Raw genomic sequence first — 14,949 nt, 5'->3', positions numbered from 1 at the left:
ATCAGTTTTTGTCTTGCAGCGGCAGAACGATGGGGCTGTTCCCACGCGGAGTGCGGACCAGCAACAGGATGCCGGGACGTCCCGCGCCCTTCACCGCTTCAACGGCGCCCTTCAGGTCGGCCGTCGATCCAACGCTGCGCCCATTGGCTTGGATGATGACCATGCCAGGCTGGAAGCCCAGCCGACCGGCGCGCGATTGCGGATTCACGTTCGTCACCACCAGCCCCTGAACGCCGTCGGGAATGTCGAAACGGCCTCGCAGCGCACCCGTGACGGGCGCGACGGTCATTCCTTCGACGACCTCGCCTGTGGCGGCGCCGGGGTTAGATGGCGCTTTGGAGCCGTCGCCTGGTTCCGTTCCGGCAACTTCGAGGTTGGCAGGACGAGTGCCGGCACGGACGTTGACCGTCTGGCGGCGCCCCTCTCGCAACAGTTCGAGACGCAAGGTATCGCCCGGCTTGGCCGATCCGACGGCACGGGTCAGTTCGCTGGAGCCTTCGATCGCGCGACCGTTCAGGTTCACCACGACGTCGCCCGGCTGAAGTCCTGCGCGCGCCGCCGGGGCGTCGGGGGTGACTTCGACGACGTAGGCCCCCTTCGTGGTCGCCGGCAGTCCCAGGCTTTCCTTGTACTCGTCAGTCAGGTTGCCGATCTGGACACCCAGATAGCCCCGCTCGATCGACTCACCGCGCATCAGCCGCTCGGTGATCGCCTTGGCCGTCTCGGCCGGGATGGCGAAGCCGATGCCGACCGATCCGCCGGTGGGGGAATAGATGGCCGAGTTCACGCCGATGACGCGGCCATAGATGTCGAAGGTGGGGCCGCCCGAGTTGCCCCGGTTGATGGCTGCGTCGATCTGGATGTAGTCGTTGTAGCCCGACGGATCGATGTCGCGCGCCTTGGCCGAGACGATGCCCGCCGTGGCGGTGCCGCCCAGACCGAACGGGTTGCCGATGGCGATGACCCAGTCACCCACGCGGGGTTGGGCCGTCTCTTCGAAGCTGACGTATTTGAAGTCGGCGCCCTCGACCTTGATCACCGCCAGGTCCGTGCCGGGGTCGCGGCCGATCAGGCGGGCCGGCAGTTCGCGGCCGTCCGACATCTTGACCTTGATCTCGGTCGCGTCGGCGACGACGTGGTTGTTGGTGACGATGAAGCCGTCCTGCGAGATGAAGAAGCCCGAGCCGGCGCCCTGGGTCGTCTGCGGCTCGTCGCCGCCCTGGCCGCCGCGCCCTTGCGGGGGCACGAACTGGAACGGCAGACCCGGAATGGTGAAGGCGCCGCCTTGGGGCTGGTCGACCTTGACCGTCACGTCGATCTGAACGACGGCCGGGGCCACCTGTTCGAAGATGGTCGCGAAACTGTTAGGCGCGCCCGGCGGCGGGGTGAAGCTGTCGCCGTTGGCCGGGACCGGGGTGATGCGGTTGACCGCCTGGGGTTCGGCGTGCGCGCCGGGCCAGTTAATCACGCCGCCGGCGGTCGCCGCCGCCGCCAGGGTCAGGCCGGCCGCGGCCCCGAGAATGAACTCCTTGCGCTTCAGCATCGTGGTCCTTGCGATCCTCTGTCCGGCGCCAGACGGGCGCCGGTTTCGCGATTGATATAGGCCGGAAGGCGTTTGCGCCAATCCTGACGTTCGATGGTTGATCTCGACTAAAGCCCGTCGTGAGGCGAGGTTGCGTCAGGATCGCGGCGAAGCTTCTCATTTCGTAGAACTTCGTCCAGCCGCCGTTCCTCTTCGGGCGTCAGGCCGGGGGTCTCGGCGGGCTTGCGACGGGCCCGCAGCAGCAGGGCGGCCCCGGCCAGCATCACCAGCACGAACGGCCCGAACCACAACAGCCAGGTTCCCGCCCTCATCGGCGGGGTGAACAGCACATAGTCGCCGAACCGGCGCACCAGATCGTCGCGCACCGCCTGGTCTGTCGCGCTGGCCGCGATCTCTTCGCGGATCAGACGGCGCATGTCGCCGGCGACGCCCGCCGGGCTGTCGGCGATGGCCTCGTGCTGGCAGACGACGCAGCGCACATCCTTGAACAGGGCCTGGGCGCGCGCCTCCAGCGCCGCGTCGGCCAGGGGGCTGTCAGGCGCAGCGGGCGGCTCGGCCGCCGTCAGCATCAGCGCCAAGACGGGCGCGGCCAGGAGGACGGCCAGCCGCCTCACGCCGCCCTCCGCCGTCTTTGGCCCACGCCCAGGCGCAGGCGTCGATCCATCAGCGACAGCACGCCGCCCAGGGCCATGATCGCCGGCCCCAGGAAGATCAGCCGCGCCCACGGGTTCCAATACAGGCGCACGACCCAGGCCGGTTGCTGGGGACTGCCCGCCCGTTCGCCGATCACCACATAGACGTCGTCCAGCCCCCGGAAATCCAGGCCCACCTCGGTGGTGGTCTGGCCGCCGGCGGGGAAGAAGCGGCGTTCGGCCGTGACGGTCGTGGCCCGCCCCCGGTCATCGGCGGATCGCACGGTCAGCCGCCCCTGTTCGGCCAGGTAGTTCGGCCCCTCGACCACCCGCACGTCGTCCAGCGTCACCGTCCATGGGCCGGCCGACACGCTTTGGCCCAGGGCCAGCAACCGCGCCGCCTCGGCCTTGAACCCCGTCTCGACCACTGCGCCCAGGATGAAGACCCCCACCCCCAGATGCGCCAGGGTCATGCCCCAGGCGCCCAGCGGCAGGCCCCTCATCCGGCGCCAGGTCTCGGCGCCGGCTGCGCGGAACAGGCGGATGCGCTCGGCGACCTCGGCCAGCGATCCGGCGATCAACCAGGCCCCGACGCCGATGCCGACGGCGGCCAAAGCCTTTCTGGGCTCCCACAGGGCGTATGCCGCCAGGCCCGATAGAATGGCGATCCCTCCCGCCACGGCCAGCCGTTGCAGGGCGCCGGGCAGATCGCCGCGCTTCCAGGCCAGCAGCGGACCGGCCGGCAGGATCAGGAAGGCGACCATCATCAGCGGCGTGAAGGTGGCGGCGAAATAGGGCGGGCCGACCGAGATGGTCGCCCCGGACGCCGCCTCAAGGATCAGAGGATACAGGGTGCCCATGAGCACAGTCGCCGCCGCCGCCGTCAGGAATAGATTGTTCAACACCAGCGCGCCCTCGCGACTGATCGGCGCGAACAGGCCCCCGCCCTTCAGCTGTGGCGCGCGCCAGGCGAACAGGGCGAAGGCGGCGCCCGCCGTGATCCCCAATATGGCCAGCAGCATCATGCCGCGCTGAGGATCGACGGCGAAGGCGTGTACCGAGGTCAGCACGCCTGAGCGCACCAGGAAGGCGCCCAGCATGGAGAAGGTGAAGGCCAGAAGCGCCAGAAACACCGTCCAGCCCGCCAGCGCCCCGCGCCGCTCGGTCACGACCGCGCTGTGCAACAGAGCCGCGCCCGCCAGCCATGGCATGAAGGAGGCGTTCTCCACCGGGTCCCAGAACCACCAGCCGCCCCAGCCCAGTTCGTAATAGGCCCAGAACGACCCCAGGGTGATCCCGACGGTCAGAAAGGCCCAGCTGGCCAGCGCCCACGGCCGGACCCAGCGCCCCCATGCCGGCCAGAAGGCCGTCTGCGCCCGCCCCTCGATCAAGGCCGCGACGGCCAGGGAGAAACAGACCGAAAACCCGACATAGCCCGCGTAGAGCAGCGGTGGATGCACGGCCAGAGCCGGGTCCTGCAGCAGGGGGTTCAGCGACGCGCCCTGGAACGGCGCGGGGTCCAGACGGGTGAAGGGGCTGGAGGTGAAGACGGCGAAGGCCAGGAACAGCGCCCCCAGCGCGCCCTCCACCGCCACGGCCGAGGCCTTAAGCCCGAACGGCAGGCCGCGCGCCCGCGCCAAGGCCCCGCCGAAGACGGTCAGCACCAGGCACCACAGCAGCAGCGAGCCTTCGTGGCTGCCCCAGGCGCCCGCCACCTTGTACAGCATCGGCTTGTCGGTGTGGCTGTTGGCCGCCACGTTCGAGACCGAGAAGTCCGACACGACGAAGGCGTAGACCAGGGCGGCGAAACTGAGCGCGACCGCCGCCGCCGCCGCCAGGGCCGCCCCTTGCGCCGCTCCGGCCAGCACCGGGCTGCGTTGCACGCGCCCCGCCGCCGACAGGCCCGTCTGAAGGATCGACAGCGCCAAGGCCAGCGCCAGGGCGAAGGCCCCGAACTCAGCGATCATAGGGGAACGGTCTTCGTCTCGGCGCCCGTCTCGAGGCCCGCCGTGGGCGTCGCATCAGGTCGCCATTCGCCCTTTTCCTTCAGGCGGTCCGCGACCTCGCGCGGCATGTAGTTCTCGTCGTGCTTGGCCAGAACCTGGCTGGCGTGGAAGGTGCGGTCGGCCCCGAACGATCCCTGGGCCACGATGCCCTGTCCTTCGCGGAACAGGTCGGGCAGGTCGCCGTGATAGACGACGCGGGTCACCCCCACATTGTCGGTGACGGAAAAGGCAACCACGCCGTCGCCGGACGTCTTCACGCTGCCGACCTCGACCAGGCCGCCCAGGCGGATGTTGCGCCCTTCCGGCGCCTTGTCGGCGGTGGCTTCGGACGGGGAGTAGAAGAAGGTCACGCTGTCCTGCATGGCCCACAGCGACAGGCCGACCGCCAGCGCCAGGATCGGCGCCACGGCGGCGACGACCCACAGACGACGACGGGCCTTTGGCGATCTGGGCAGCCAGCTCATGCAACGGACCTTTTCGATTCGACGCCGTATAGCCCCGGCGCCGGGCGCGACCAATGTGTCATTGCGGCCTTGCCTCGGGCAGGCGGCGCTCCAGATCCTGGCGACGGGGATCGGCCGGATCGAGGGCTGCGATCAGGGGCGCCCACAGGTCGCGCGCCGCCGTCCGGTCACCCCGCCTGAGCGCCGCCTCGCCCAGGAAGAAACGCGCGCCCGGCTGATCGGCGTCGAGGTTCAGCGACTGGCGGAAGGCCGCCTCGGCGTCGCCGCCGATCTGATTGTCATTGGCCATCACCAGGCTTTCGCCCAACCGCGCCCAGGCCTGGGCGTCCTTGGGGTCCAGGTCGATCAGCCGGCGAAAGGCCGAGGCCGCCCCCAGCGGATCGTCGGCGGCGAAACGCGCGGCGCCCAGCATGGCCAGGGCCTGGCGATCACCCGGCCTTTCCCTGGCGACGCGGGCGGTCACGGCCGCCAGTTGCGCCGGCTCCAGCCCATTCAGATCGGCCGACCAGGCGTCCACCCGCCGCTCATAGCCCTGGTCGGGCAGGCCAGGCGCGCCGGTGACGACATAGAGGCCCAACGCCCCCGCCACCATCACGCCGATCCCGACCAGCACCCACAATCTGTCCTTGGCGCCCGCGACCGGGGCCGTCGTCGCCGTCATGGCCAGAAGCCGACGTCCCGCCTCGGCCCGCGCCGCTGAATGGGCGGTCTCGTCCAGAAGGCCGCGCGCCTTCAGCCGGTCCAGTTCCTCGATCTCACGTGATCCGAACTGCGTCTCGACGTCCGCCGCCGGTTCGGCGCCGCGCCGCGCGCCTGCCAGCACCAACAGGGCGGCCAGGGCCGCCGCCAGTCCCGTCATCATCCAGAAGGCGATCATGGTTCAAGGGTCTAGACGAACAATGGCCGTCGGGCGAGCCGCCTTTCACGCGCCCTGGGGCAGACGCGCGGTCTCCGCCGTCGCCGCGCGTCGTCGCACCGCGCGCGCCGCCTCCAGCGCCTCGATCAGCGTCAGGAACCGCGCGGCGATCCCGATCAGTCGCAGCGCCTGGTCAGGGTTGTCGACCTCGCCGTCCGCCACCCCGTCCAGCGCCTCATTGGCCCAGGCGGACAGATAGTCGGTCATCTCGGTCTTCAGCGCCGCTCGGTCGGCCTCGCAGCCGAAGGTGACGGCCGCCCCACGGAGCGCCGCCACCGCCGTAAGCAGCGCCGCCGCCGCCTCGATCGGCTCGCCGTCCGCCGGGGCCTCCAGCCAGGGAGACATCCGGGTCATGCGTCCGGCGATGGGGCGGCGCTTCATCGGCAGGGCGGCGTGCACCGCCGCCGCCGTCGACTTCATCAGCCCCGACAATTGGCCCGACACCTGCACCCGCGCCATCCGCGCCGTCTTGCCCCAGCTGGAATCAGGGCGGATCTGCAGGGAGATGTCCATCTCGGCCAGGACGCCGGCGCACCAGCCGACCTGATCCACCACGGCTTGCATGGCGTCGGCGGTCAAGGCGGATCGCAGCGCCGCCACACCCTGGACCCGGGCCTGGACCGAAGCCAGCAGCCGCTCGACGAAGACGCCCATGTCCGAATGGCTCAGCGTCACCTCGCGGTCGGCTAGGCGGCTGGTGCGCGTCACCACCCGCAGCATCCGCTCCGCGTCCGCCACATGGGCGAACAGGATGTCGATCATCCTTCGCCCGCCATCGGGGGCCACGGCCAGGCAATCCTGGATCAGCAGACGCAGCCCCGCCAACTGGTTGTCGTCGGGCCGCTCCAGCCAGACCGACAGGCGCGGCAGGGCCGTTCGGACCAGCGGGGTCAGGTCGAAACAGCCCGCCAGTTCGGACGGGGTGGACGGCGGCGCCCCGGCCGCCGGGCGCTGAAAATCCGGCCAGACCTCGCTCGACCGGTCGCGCAGCACCGCCGCCGCCCGCGCGCACAGCCGATCCGCCGCCAGGGTCCATTCCCCATCGACGGTCGCCGCTCCGTCCAGCAAGGGCAGAAAGGCTTCTTCGCCCACCACCGCCGCACGCCAGACCCGCGCCAGGACTGCGGGGGGAAAGATCAGGGCCGGCACGCCGTCGGCGCGGGCCTGGAACAGGGGCAGCAGCGGCGCGAAGGCGGTGGCGCGCCGGGCGCGGTCGCGCGCCTCTTCGCCCACGATGACGGCCAGTTCCGCCGCCCTGTCGCCGGGCATGGCCGCGACCGCCACGCCCAGTTGCGCCAGCGACGCATCGGGACAGGCCTCGACGACCGCCGTCAGGGCGGCGCGGTGGGCGGGGGACAGGGACGACACGCAAGCTCCCGTCGAGACCATGGCACGGCCGCCAAGGTAGGCCAATCGGGTTAACAACGACTTGGCGGGCGCCCCCCTCTTGAGTGCGGGCGACGGCACGCCATATTGCCGCCACATCCGGCGATGCGCCCCTGCGCCCGCCGCGCCAGGAGGCTGCATGCCCGTTATCCAGATCGACAGCCTGACCAAGACCTACAAGTCGGGGCTTCAGGCGTTGAAACGTATCGACCTGAGCATCAAAAAGGGGGAGATATTCGCGCTTCTGGGGCCGAACGGGGCGGGCAAGACCACCCTGATCTCCATCATCTGCGGCATCGTCACACCATCGACGGGCAAGGTGGTCGCGGACGGTCACGACATCCAGACCGATTTTCGCGCCGCCCGCACCAAGATCGGCCTGGTGCCGCAGGAGTTGACCACCGACGCCTTCGAGACGGTCTTGGCCACGGTCACCTTCAGCCGGGGTCTGTTCGGCAAGGCGCCGAACCCGGGCTTCATCGAACGGCTGCTGCGCGACCTGTCGCTGTGGGACAAGCGCGACGCCAAGTTGCGAACCCTGTCGGGCGGCATGAAGCGGCGCGTCATGATCGCCAAGGCCCTCAGCCACGAACCGGACATCCTGTTCCTGGACGAACCGACGGCGGGGGTGGACGTGGAGCTGCGCCGCGACATGTGGGCCATGGTCCGACGCCTGCGCGAACGCGGCGTCACCATCATCCTGACCACCCACTATATCGAGGAAGCCGAGGAGATGGCCGACCGGATCGGGGTGATCCTGAAGGGCGAGTTGATCCTGGTCGAGGAAAAGACGGCCCTGATGAAGAAGCTGGGCAAGAAGACCCTGACGCTGAACCTGGTCGATGCGCTGGACGCCCTGCCCGCCGAACTGTCCGACTGGGACCTGACGCTGAAGAACGACGGCGGCGAGCTGGAATACAGTTTCGACGCCAACGCCGACGACACCGGCGTTCCCTCGCTGATCCGCCGGCTGGAAGGGCTGAACATCGGCTTCAAGGACCTGAACACCCGCCAGAGCTCGCTGGAAGACATCTTCGTCAGCCTGGTCCACACGAACGGAGCCGCCGCATGACCTTCAATGGATACGGTGTGTGGGCCATCTATCGCTTCGAGATGGCGCGCGCGCTTCGCACCCTGTGGCAGAGCGTGGTCACGCCGGTCATCACCACGGCGCTGTATTTCGTCGTCTTCGGGGGCGCCATCGGCAGCCGGATGCAGGAGGTCGGCGGCGTGCCCTACGGCGCCTTCATCGTGCCGGGCCTGATCATGCTCAGCCTGTTCACCCAGTCGATCTTCAACGCCTCGTTCGGCATCTATTTCCCGAAGTTCACCGGGACGATCTATGAAATCCTGTCCGCGCCGGTGTCGTCGCTGGAGATCGTGCTGGCCTATGTCGGGGCGGCGGCGACCAAGTCGGCGGTGCTGGGCCTGATCATCCTGGCCACGGCGGCCTTCTTCGTGCCGCTGCAGATCCTGCACCCGGTCTGGATGATGACCTTCCTGATTCTGATCTCGGTGACCTTCAGCCTGTTCGGCTTCATCATCGGGGTGTGGGCCGACGGGTTCGAGCAGTTGCAGATGATCCCCATGCTGATCGTGACGCCCCTGACCTTCCTGGGCGGCGCCTTCTATTCCATCGACATGCTGCCGGAGGGGTGGCGCACCGTGACCCTGTTCAATCCGGTGGTCTATCTGATCTCGGGATTCCGCTGGGCCTTCTACGGTCAGGGGGACGTGGCGGTCGGGATCAGCGTGGCGGCGACCCTGGGTTTCTTCGCCGTCTGCCTGGCCATCGTCATGTGGATGTTCCAGACCGGCTACCGGCTCAAGAACTGACCCGTCACGAAACGGGCCAGATCGCCAGCGATTGAGAGACCATGTCCGACGACCAGAAGACCCCGCCCGAGCCCTTCGCCCGCAAGCCGGCGCAGTGGGGACGCATGCCCGCGACGACATTCCACGTCGGGCCGGTGCCGGTCGCGCCCAATCCGCTGGACCGAATCCCCGATCCGCCGCGAAAGGCCGCGCCGCCGCAGCCGCGCGACATTCGCGATCAGAGCCTGGCCTCGGGCCTCGCGCCCACGCCGCCCCGCCAGGCGCAATCCCCCGCCGCGCCCCGCCCGCAAGCCCCCCGTCAGGCGCCGGCGCGCGGCAGCATCCTGGGCGGGTCGCTGATCCCGACCGCCCGGCCGGCTGGCCCGACGCCGGAGCGTCTGGCCCAGCCCGAGCCAGCGCCTGAACAAGGGGCGGCGCCGGCCGATCTGACGGTGCGCCCCCTGCCGACGCCCGTCGCCGCGCCCCTGCCGGTCTTGGAGCCTGCGGCTGAACCGACGCCGGTGATGGCGCCCCGCGCAATGTCCCCAGCGCCCCAGGCGGCGCCCAGCTACGCGCTCACGCCCGCCAAGGCCTCTCGCCTGCCGCTCTATGTCGGGGCCGGGGTCGTCGCCGTGTTGGCCCTGGGCGGCGGCCTGTGGTTCGCCCAGCGCCCGGCTGCGACGCCGGCCCAGCCCGCGCCTGCGTCCGTGAACACGCCCCTGACCGCGCCGCCCGCCGAGACCCTGCCGGCCGCCACGCCGTCGGCGGCTACGCCGGTCGTGACCGCACCCGCCCCGACCGCGCCCCCGACGACGGCGACCAGCACCCCGGCGCCGGCGTCGACCGCCGCCGCCCGACCAGCGACCACGCCGTCCTCCACGGCATCCACCCGCCCGACGCCCCCGACGACGCCCCAGGTCCCCGCCGCGTCCCGCCCGGCGCCCGCCGCCGCCTCGACCCCGGCGCCGACCGTGCAGACCGAACCGCTCGTCGTCGTGCCTTCGACGCCCGCGCCGACGGCCGCGCGCCCGACCGCCACAGATCCCGACGGTCCGGTCGTCACGCGGCCCCAGCCGCTGGACTGACCCCAGGTTTCGCGATCCGGGACAGGTGACGAAGCGGCCCCGAGCCCCTACCTAGGGGCCATGACCGTTCCTGCCTCCCCGCCGCCCATCCTCGACGCCGCCGGCGTCCACGCCGACGAAGCCCTGTCCATCCTGAAGGCGGCCCTGACGGGGGCGGACGACGGCGAACTGTTTCTGGAACGGTCCGAGAGCGAGAGCCTGGTCTTCGACGACGGGCGGCTGAAGTCCGCCGCCTATGACGCCACCGAGGGCTTCGGCCTGCGGGTCGTGGCGGGCGAGACGGCGGGATACGCCCACGCCAACGAGATTTCCGCCGCCGCCCTGCGCCGCGCGGCCGATAGCGCCGCCCTGGCGAAACAGGGTCATGAAGCCCGCGTCGCCGAGGCCCCGCGCGCCACCAATCAGAAACTGTATGGCGAGGTCGATCCCCTCGCCTCTCCCGCCTTTTCCGACAAGATCGCGCTTCTCGCCGAGATCGACGCCTGGGCGCGGGCGCGTGATCCGCGCGTGGTGCAGGTGTCCGCCTCCTTGGTCGGAGAGCGTCGCGCCATCGAGATCCTGCGGGCCGACGACCGGGCGGTGCGTGACATACGTCCGCTGGTGCGCCTGAACGTCTCCGTCACCGTAGAGCAGAACGGCAAGCGCGAAAGCGCCTCGTCCGGCGCGGGCGGCCGCGCGGGCTTCGAGGAATGGGTCGCCCCCCAACGCTGGCAGGCCCAGGTGGACGAGGCCCTGCGTCAGGCCCTGGTCAATCTGGACGCCATCGACTGTCCGGCGGGCGAGATGGACGTGGTGCTGGGCGCGGGTTGGCCCGGCGTCCTGCTGCACGAAGCCATCGGCCACGGTTTCGAGGGCGACTTCCACCGCAAAGGCTCGTCCGTCTTCAACGGCATGATGGGGCAGCGCGTCGCCGCCCCCGGCGTGACCGTGGTGGACGACGGCTCCATCGCGGGACGACGCGGTTCCCTGTCGGTGGACGACGAAGGCACCCCCACCTCGCGCACCGTCCTGATCGAGGACGGCATCATGGTCGGGCTAATGCATGACCGGCTGTCGGCGCGTCAGCTGGGCGTGGCCGCCACAGGCAACGGACGCCGCCAGTCCTTCGCCCATATGCCGATGCCGCGCATGACCAACACCTTCATGGAGGCGGGCAAGGATTCCAAGGCCGACATGATCGCCAGTACGAAGCGCGGCCTCTACGCCGCCAACTTCTCGGGCGGCCAGGTGGACATCACCAACGGCAAGTTCGTCTTCCAGTGCAACGAGGCCTATCTGATCGAGGACGGGGTCATCACCGCCCCGGTGCGCGGGGCCACCCTGATCGGGGATGGGGCGACAGCCCTGACGAAGATTCAGATGATCGGCGACGACTTCGCCTTCGACCCAGGCGTCGGCGTCTGCGGCAAGGCGGGTCAGGGCGTGCCGGTCGGCATCGGCCAGCCTTCGCTCAAGATCGGCGGCCTGACGGTCGGCGGCACGGCGGTCTGAGCCAGCGGAACCCTAATGCGCGACCGTGTGTTTCCCCGCCATACTGGAGAGGAGCACAACCATGCCTACCGAACGCACCGTCGAACATCCTGATGGCCGGATCGAACGCATCACCGAGACCAACGCCGCCCCCACCACCGTCGTCGAACGTCGCGGCGGCAGCGGCATGGGCGCCATCGTCGCCCTGATCATCGGCCTCCTGGCCATTCTGGTGATCGGCTACTTCCTGATGAACATGAACCGCAGCGACGCGGTGAAGGACAACGCCATCGCCGGTGCGGCCGAGAGCGTCGGCAATGCGGCCGACAACATCGGCAACGCCGCCCGCGACGCGGTTCCTGAACGCGCGCCGGCCAACTGATCGCCTGACCTCAAGGAATCAGGGCTGGAGCGGGCGCCACTCGGGGCCCAAAGGCTCCAGCCCGTCCGCCGCCAGCCGATCCAGCACCCCGTTCGGCTCGGCCAGCAATCTCAGCGGCGCGATGGCGACGGTGACGCCCGGCTCGGACAGGGCCTTGTCGGCGGCTGTGTTCCAGATTGCGCGCAGCCGCTGCCCCTCCCCCATCACCGTCCAAAGAGAACAGGCGTTCGACGCCTGTTCGAGCGGCGAGGCCAGCACGGCCGGTATGCGGCGCAGCCGCCAGTTCTCCGCCCGCTGGGCGCCGCTTTCAGGCCCGGCCTCGGCCGCCGTCGCCGCCGCCTCCATACAGGTCAGATAGGCTTCAGGCGGCGTTGTCAGCACATTGTCGATCAGCTCGTCTCCGCGATAGACGCCCACCGGCTCGGCCGGCGTCTTATTGGCGCGCGCCGCGCGACGGACGACCTCGGACACGGAGCGCGCGCGCTGTGCAGAGCCGCCGCGCGCCATCAGGTCCGCCGACAGCATCAGAAAGCTCTTGCGGCTGGGGCCCTCGCCCGTGATCCGTTCGACCCGCGCCTCCAGATCAGGGGACAAATAGTCGGCGCTGGTGCGATCATTGGGCAATCGGGTCAGGGTGCGGATCCGCCAGATCACCCGCCCCAAGTCCGCCAGCGACGCCTGGCCCTGGACCGGGAACAGCACCCGATCCGCCCGCTCGACCGCCGAGACCAGGGCGTCGGTTCGCCATTCCATGTCGCGCGACAGCCCCTCGATGGCGCCGACCAGGATCAGCACGCTGTCGCCGCGCCGCACCTCCCAGATCGGGGCCTCGACACGCCGGGCGGTCACCACGATATCTTCCACCACGTCGGACGCCGACGGCTCCTGCGCCGCCGCCGCACCCGCAGACAGGGCGATCGCTGCGAGAATAGACAATAACAAGGAAGAAGATCGCGAGTTCATTACGGCGATATAGGCCCATCTACTGTCAATATTGTAATGAAATCCCTGTAATGATGTCGTCGATTTAATCCACCTTGCCGCCTTGTAACTGGAGATGAAGCAGGCGGACCGGCACACCTCTCGCCAACAAACCGAGGGGAAAAACGATGACAAAGACCCTGCTGCTGGCCAGCACCGCCCTGCTTCTGACCGCCACCTCCGCCTTCGCCGGCGACGCGCCGCAGGTGGCCGAGGCGCCGGCGCCCACCGGCCCGACCAGCCAGGCGCCGCTGACCGACGGCGCCCAGCGCGGCGTGCTGGTCTTCACGCCCGACTTCTTCGCGGCCCAGCGCCCGAACACCGCGCTGGACATGGTGAACCGGGTGCCCGGCTTCTCCATCGATAACGGCTCGGGCGCGCGCGGCTTCGAAGGCGCGGTCGGCAATGTCCTGATCAACAACAACCGCCCGGCGTCCAAGAACGATTCCGGCTCGAACGTCCTGGGTCGAACCCTGGCCGATCAGGTCGAGCGTATCGAGCTGATACGGGGCGGCGCCGCCGGCGTGGACATGCAGGGCTATGCCGTCGTCGTGAACGTCATCCTGAAATCCACAGCCAGCCGCCAGTCTATCCTGACCTGGAACGCCATGCTGTTCGAAGGGGGCCATGACATCTACGGCGGCAGCTACCAGTTCACGGCGCGCAAAGGCGACCGCAGCTGGGGCGTCACCCTGTCCGACGGCATGGGGTCCAGCGATTCCAACGGCGTCGGACGTTCGGTTCGCACGAATGCGGCGGGTGTGGTCATCCGCGACGAACGGTTCGAGAACGACGGCTGGGGCGGCGGAAACTCGATCCGCGGCAACTATTCCGGTCCCCTCTTCGGCGGCAAGGTGGAGAGCACCGCCCGGTTCGGCGTCAACGACTGGCAAAGCTGGTCCGAGCTGAGTTCGGACACATCGCTTCGTCGCAACGACTACGAGGAAAGCAGCCATTCCGGCGAACTGGGCGTGACCTGGACTCGCCAATTGCGGCCCCGCTGGCAGGTCGAGACCCGCTTCATCCACGAGTTCAGCTCTTTCGAAAACGCCTCCAACAGCAATGAGCGGCTGGACGGCGTGACCGCGCCGGAGCAGCAGTTCACCTCTGACGGCGATTCATCCGAGACCATCCTGCGCGGCCTGATCCGTCACGAGCGCTCGCCCGCCCTAACGCTCGAAGCGGGCGGCGAGGTCGCCTACAATATGCTGGACGTCCATCAGGGCTTCACAATCGGGGGCGCGGCCATCGACCTGCCCAGCGCCTCGGTCAAGGTCGAGGAGACGCGCGGCGAGGCCTTCTCCAAGGCCACATGGCGGCTGAACCCCAAGCTGACGCTGGAAGGCGGTGTGCGGCTGGAGGCCTCCACGATCAAACAATCTGGCGATGCGGACCAGGAGAAGAGCTTCTTCTTCGCCAAGCCGCGCTTCCTGGCGACCTGGACGCCCATGGCGGACAATCAGGTGCGGCTGCGGTTCGAACGCGAGTTGGGCCAGCTGGACTTCGGCGACTTCGCGGCCTCGGCCGACCTGGGCGACAACAACGTCTATGGCGGCAACGTCAATCTGGAGCCGGAGCAGCGCTGGATTTCGGAACTCAGCTACGAGCGTCGCTTCTGGGGTCAGGGCGTGGTCTCCATCGGTCTGCGCCATGACGAAATCATCGACGTCATCGACCGCCTGCCCCTTCCCGAAGGCCTGTCGGCCGTGGGCAATATCGGCGACGGCACGCTGGATCGGCTGTCGCTGAACGTCACCCTGCCGCTGGACAAGTTCGGCATCTCGGGCGCCCGCTTCACCTTCAGGAACGACTGGAACAAGACCCGGGTCACCGACCCGACCACGGGCGAGGAGCGGCCCATCTCCGGCGTGCGCGCCAGTCAGGCCAATGTCGGCTTCGAGCAGGACATCGCCAGCTGGAAGACGCAGTGGGGGGTCAACTGGCTGCCGCGTCTGGGCCAAGGCACCTATGGCCCGGACCAGATCAGCGTCTGGCGCGGGTCGGACTACATCGAGGCCTTCGCCGAATACAAGCCGACCCCGACCCTGGCGATACGCGCCCAGCTGAACCTGTGGGACGATTTCACCACCCGCCGCACGGTGTTCGAGTCGCGCAATCCTCGCACCGTCGCCTTCATTGAGGACCGCACCGTCGACCCGCGCACCTTCGTCTCGATCCGGGTCCGCAAGACCTTCTGATTCCGCCCGCCGGGCGAAAAAAGGGCGGCGTCCGCATGGACGCCGCCCTTCTCCTTTGGTGATCCGCTTAA

General features: G+C 69.3%; 13 protein-coding genes. 6 read left to right on the top strand and 7 right to left on the bottom strand.

What is annotated here, in order from left to right; all coding sequences use genetic code 11:
* Position 1 precedes the first annotated feature (1 nt).
* The 6 genes from ACYX4P_RS05860 to ACYX4P_RS05835 form a co-directional block, all read right to left on the bottom strand.
* Positions 2-1,543 (bottom strand): Do family serine endopeptidase, encoded by a 1,542-nt coding sequence (locus ACYX4P_RS05860; protein WP_248117905.1) that lies wholly within the window; start codon positions 1,541-1,543, stop codon positions 2-4.
* A 107-nt stretch (positions 1,544-1,650) separates the two neighbouring features.
* On the bottom strand, positions 1,651-2,157 hold the full coding sequence (locus tag ACYX4P_RS05855) for a cytochrome c-type biogenesis protein (RefSeq protein ID WP_476070227.1): 507 nt from the start codon (positions 2,155-2,157) through the stop codon (positions 1,651-1,653).
* On the bottom strand, positions 2,154-4,142 hold the full coding sequence (locus ACYX4P_RS05850; RefSeq protein ID WP_476070226.1) for a heme lyase CcmF/NrfE family subunit: 1,989 nt from the start codon (positions 4,140-4,142) through the stop codon (positions 2,154-2,156). The genes ACYX4P_RS05855 and ACYX4P_RS05850 overlap by 4 nt, the downstream gene beginning before the upstream one ends.
* Positions 4,139-4,645, bottom strand: coding sequence for a cytochrome c maturation protein CcmE (gene ccmE / locus ACYX4P_RS05845; RefSeq protein WP_248117911.1), 507 nt, complete (start codon positions 4,643-4,645; stop codon positions 4,139-4,141). The genes ACYX4P_RS05850 and ccmE overlap by 4 nt, the downstream gene beginning before the upstream one ends.
* Positions 4,646-4,703: 58 nt before the next feature.
* Positions 4,704-5,522: a c-type cytochrome biogenesis protein CcmI gene (gene ccmI, locus ACYX4P_RS05840; protein WP_248117913.1), complete on the bottom strand. Its 819-nt coding sequence runs from the start codon at positions 5,520-5,522 to the stop codon at positions 4,704-4,706.
* Positions 5,523-5,567: 45 nt separating this feature from the next.
* Positions 5,568-6,929, bottom strand: a complete 1,362-nt coding sequence (locus tag ACYX4P_RS05835) for a hypothetical protein (RefSeq protein WP_248117915.1) — start codon at positions 6,927-6,929, stop codon at positions 5,568-5,570.
* Positions 6,930-7,086: 157 nt separating this feature from the next.
* On the opposite strand from ACYX4P_RS05835, the gene ACYX4P_RS05830 reads away from it, so the two are divergent.
* The 5 genes from ACYX4P_RS05830 (at position 7,087) to ACYX4P_RS05810 (ending at position 11,699) form a co-directional block, all read left to right on the top strand.
* Positions 7,087-8,019: an ABC transporter ATP-binding protein gene (locus ACYX4P_RS05830; protein ID WP_292074504.1), complete on the top strand. Its 933-nt coding sequence runs from the start codon at positions 7,087-7,089 to the stop codon at positions 8,017-8,019.
* A complete protein-coding gene (locus tag ACYX4P_RS05825; protein ID WP_248117919.1) occupies positions 8,016-8,783 on the top strand; it encodes an ABC transporter permease in 768 nt (255 codons plus the stop codon). The genes ACYX4P_RS05830 and ACYX4P_RS05825 overlap by 4 nt, the downstream gene beginning before the upstream one ends.
* Positions 8,784-8,824: 41 nt before the next feature.
* On the top strand, positions 8,825-9,847 hold the full coding sequence (locus ACYX4P_RS05820) for a hypothetical protein (RefSeq protein WP_248118079.1): 1,023 nt from the start codon (positions 8,825-8,827) through the stop codon (positions 9,845-9,847).
* 60 nt (positions 9,848-9,907) lie between these two features.
* Positions 9,908-11,338 carry a metalloprotease TldD gene (gene tldD / locus ACYX4P_RS05815; protein WP_248117920.1) on the top strand — a complete coding sequence of 477 codons (1,431 nt, stop codon included), beginning with the start codon at positions 9,908-9,910 and terminating at the stop codon, positions 11,336-11,338.
* A 61-nt stretch (positions 11,339-11,399) separates the two neighbouring features.
* Positions 11,400-11,699: a hypothetical protein gene (locus ACYX4P_RS05810; RefSeq protein WP_248117922.1), complete on the top strand. Its 300-nt coding sequence runs from the start codon at positions 11,400-11,402 to the stop codon at positions 11,697-11,699.
* A gap of 18 nt (positions 11,700-11,717) precedes the next feature.
* Here the strand turns inward: ACYX4P_RS05810 and ACYX4P_RS05805 are convergent, their stop codons facing one another.
* Positions 11,718-12,635, bottom strand: a complete 918-nt coding sequence (locus ACYX4P_RS05805; RefSeq protein ID WP_292048579.1) for a TraB/GumN family protein — start codon at positions 12,633-12,635, stop codon at positions 11,718-11,720.
* 173 nt (positions 12,636-12,808) lie between these two features.
* Here ACYX4P_RS05805 and ACYX4P_RS05800 point away from each other — a divergent pair, with 173 nt between their 5' ends.
* Positions 12,809-14,878 carry a TonB-dependent receptor plug domain-containing protein gene (locus ACYX4P_RS05800; RefSeq protein ID WP_248117926.1) on the top strand — a complete coding sequence of 690 codons (2,070 nt, stop codon included), beginning with the start codon at positions 12,809-12,811 and terminating at the stop codon, positions 14,876-14,878.
* Positions 14,879-14,949 lie beyond the last annotated feature (71 nt).

It is taken from the genome of Brevundimonas sp. ABV4_179 (assembly GCF_056311945.1).
This window is presented reverse-complemented; position numbering and strand designations above follow the sequence as displayed.

Bases quoted from the DNA above. Each gene is read 5' to 3' on its own strand.
- ACYX4P_RS05825 (WP_248117919.1), top strand. From the start codon at position 8,016: ATGACCTTCAATGGATACGGTGTGTGGGCCATCTATCGCTTCGAGATG.
- ACYX4P_RS05820 (WP_248118079.1), top strand. From the start codon at position 8,825: ATGTCCGACGACCAGAAGACCCCGCCCGAGCCCTTCGCCCGCAAGCCG.
- ACYX4P_RS05860 (WP_248117905.1), bottom strand. From the start codon at position 1,543: ATGCTGAAGCGCAAGGAGTTCATTCTCGGGGCCGCGGCCGGCCTGACC.
- tldD (WP_248117920.1), top strand. From the start codon at position 9,908: ATGACCGTTCCTGCCTCCCCGCCGCCCATCCTCGACGCCGCCGGCGTC.
- ccmI (WP_248117913.1), bottom strand. From the start codon at position 5,522: ATGATCGCCTTCTGGATGATGACGGGACTGGCGGCGGCCCTGGCCGCC.
- ACYX4P_RS05850 (WP_476070226.1), bottom strand. From the start codon at position 4,142: ATGATCGCTGAGTTCGGGGCCTTCGCCCTGGCGCTGGCCTTGGCGCTG.
- ccmE (WP_248117911.1), bottom strand. From the start codon at position 4,645: ATGAGCTGGCTGCCCAGATCGCCAAAGGCCCGTCGTCGTCTGTGGGTC.
- ACYX4P_RS05830 (WP_292074504.1), top strand. From the start codon at position 7,087: ATGCCCGTTATCCAGATCGACAGCCTGACCAAGACCTACAAGTCGGGG.
- ACYX4P_RS05810 (WP_248117922.1), top strand. From the start codon at position 11,400: ATGCCTACCGAACGCACCGTCGAACATCCTGATGGCCGGATCGAACGC.
- ACYX4P_RS05800 (WP_248117926.1), top strand. From the start codon at position 12,809: ATGACAAAGACCCTGCTGCTGGCCAGCACCGCCCTGCTTCTGACCGCC.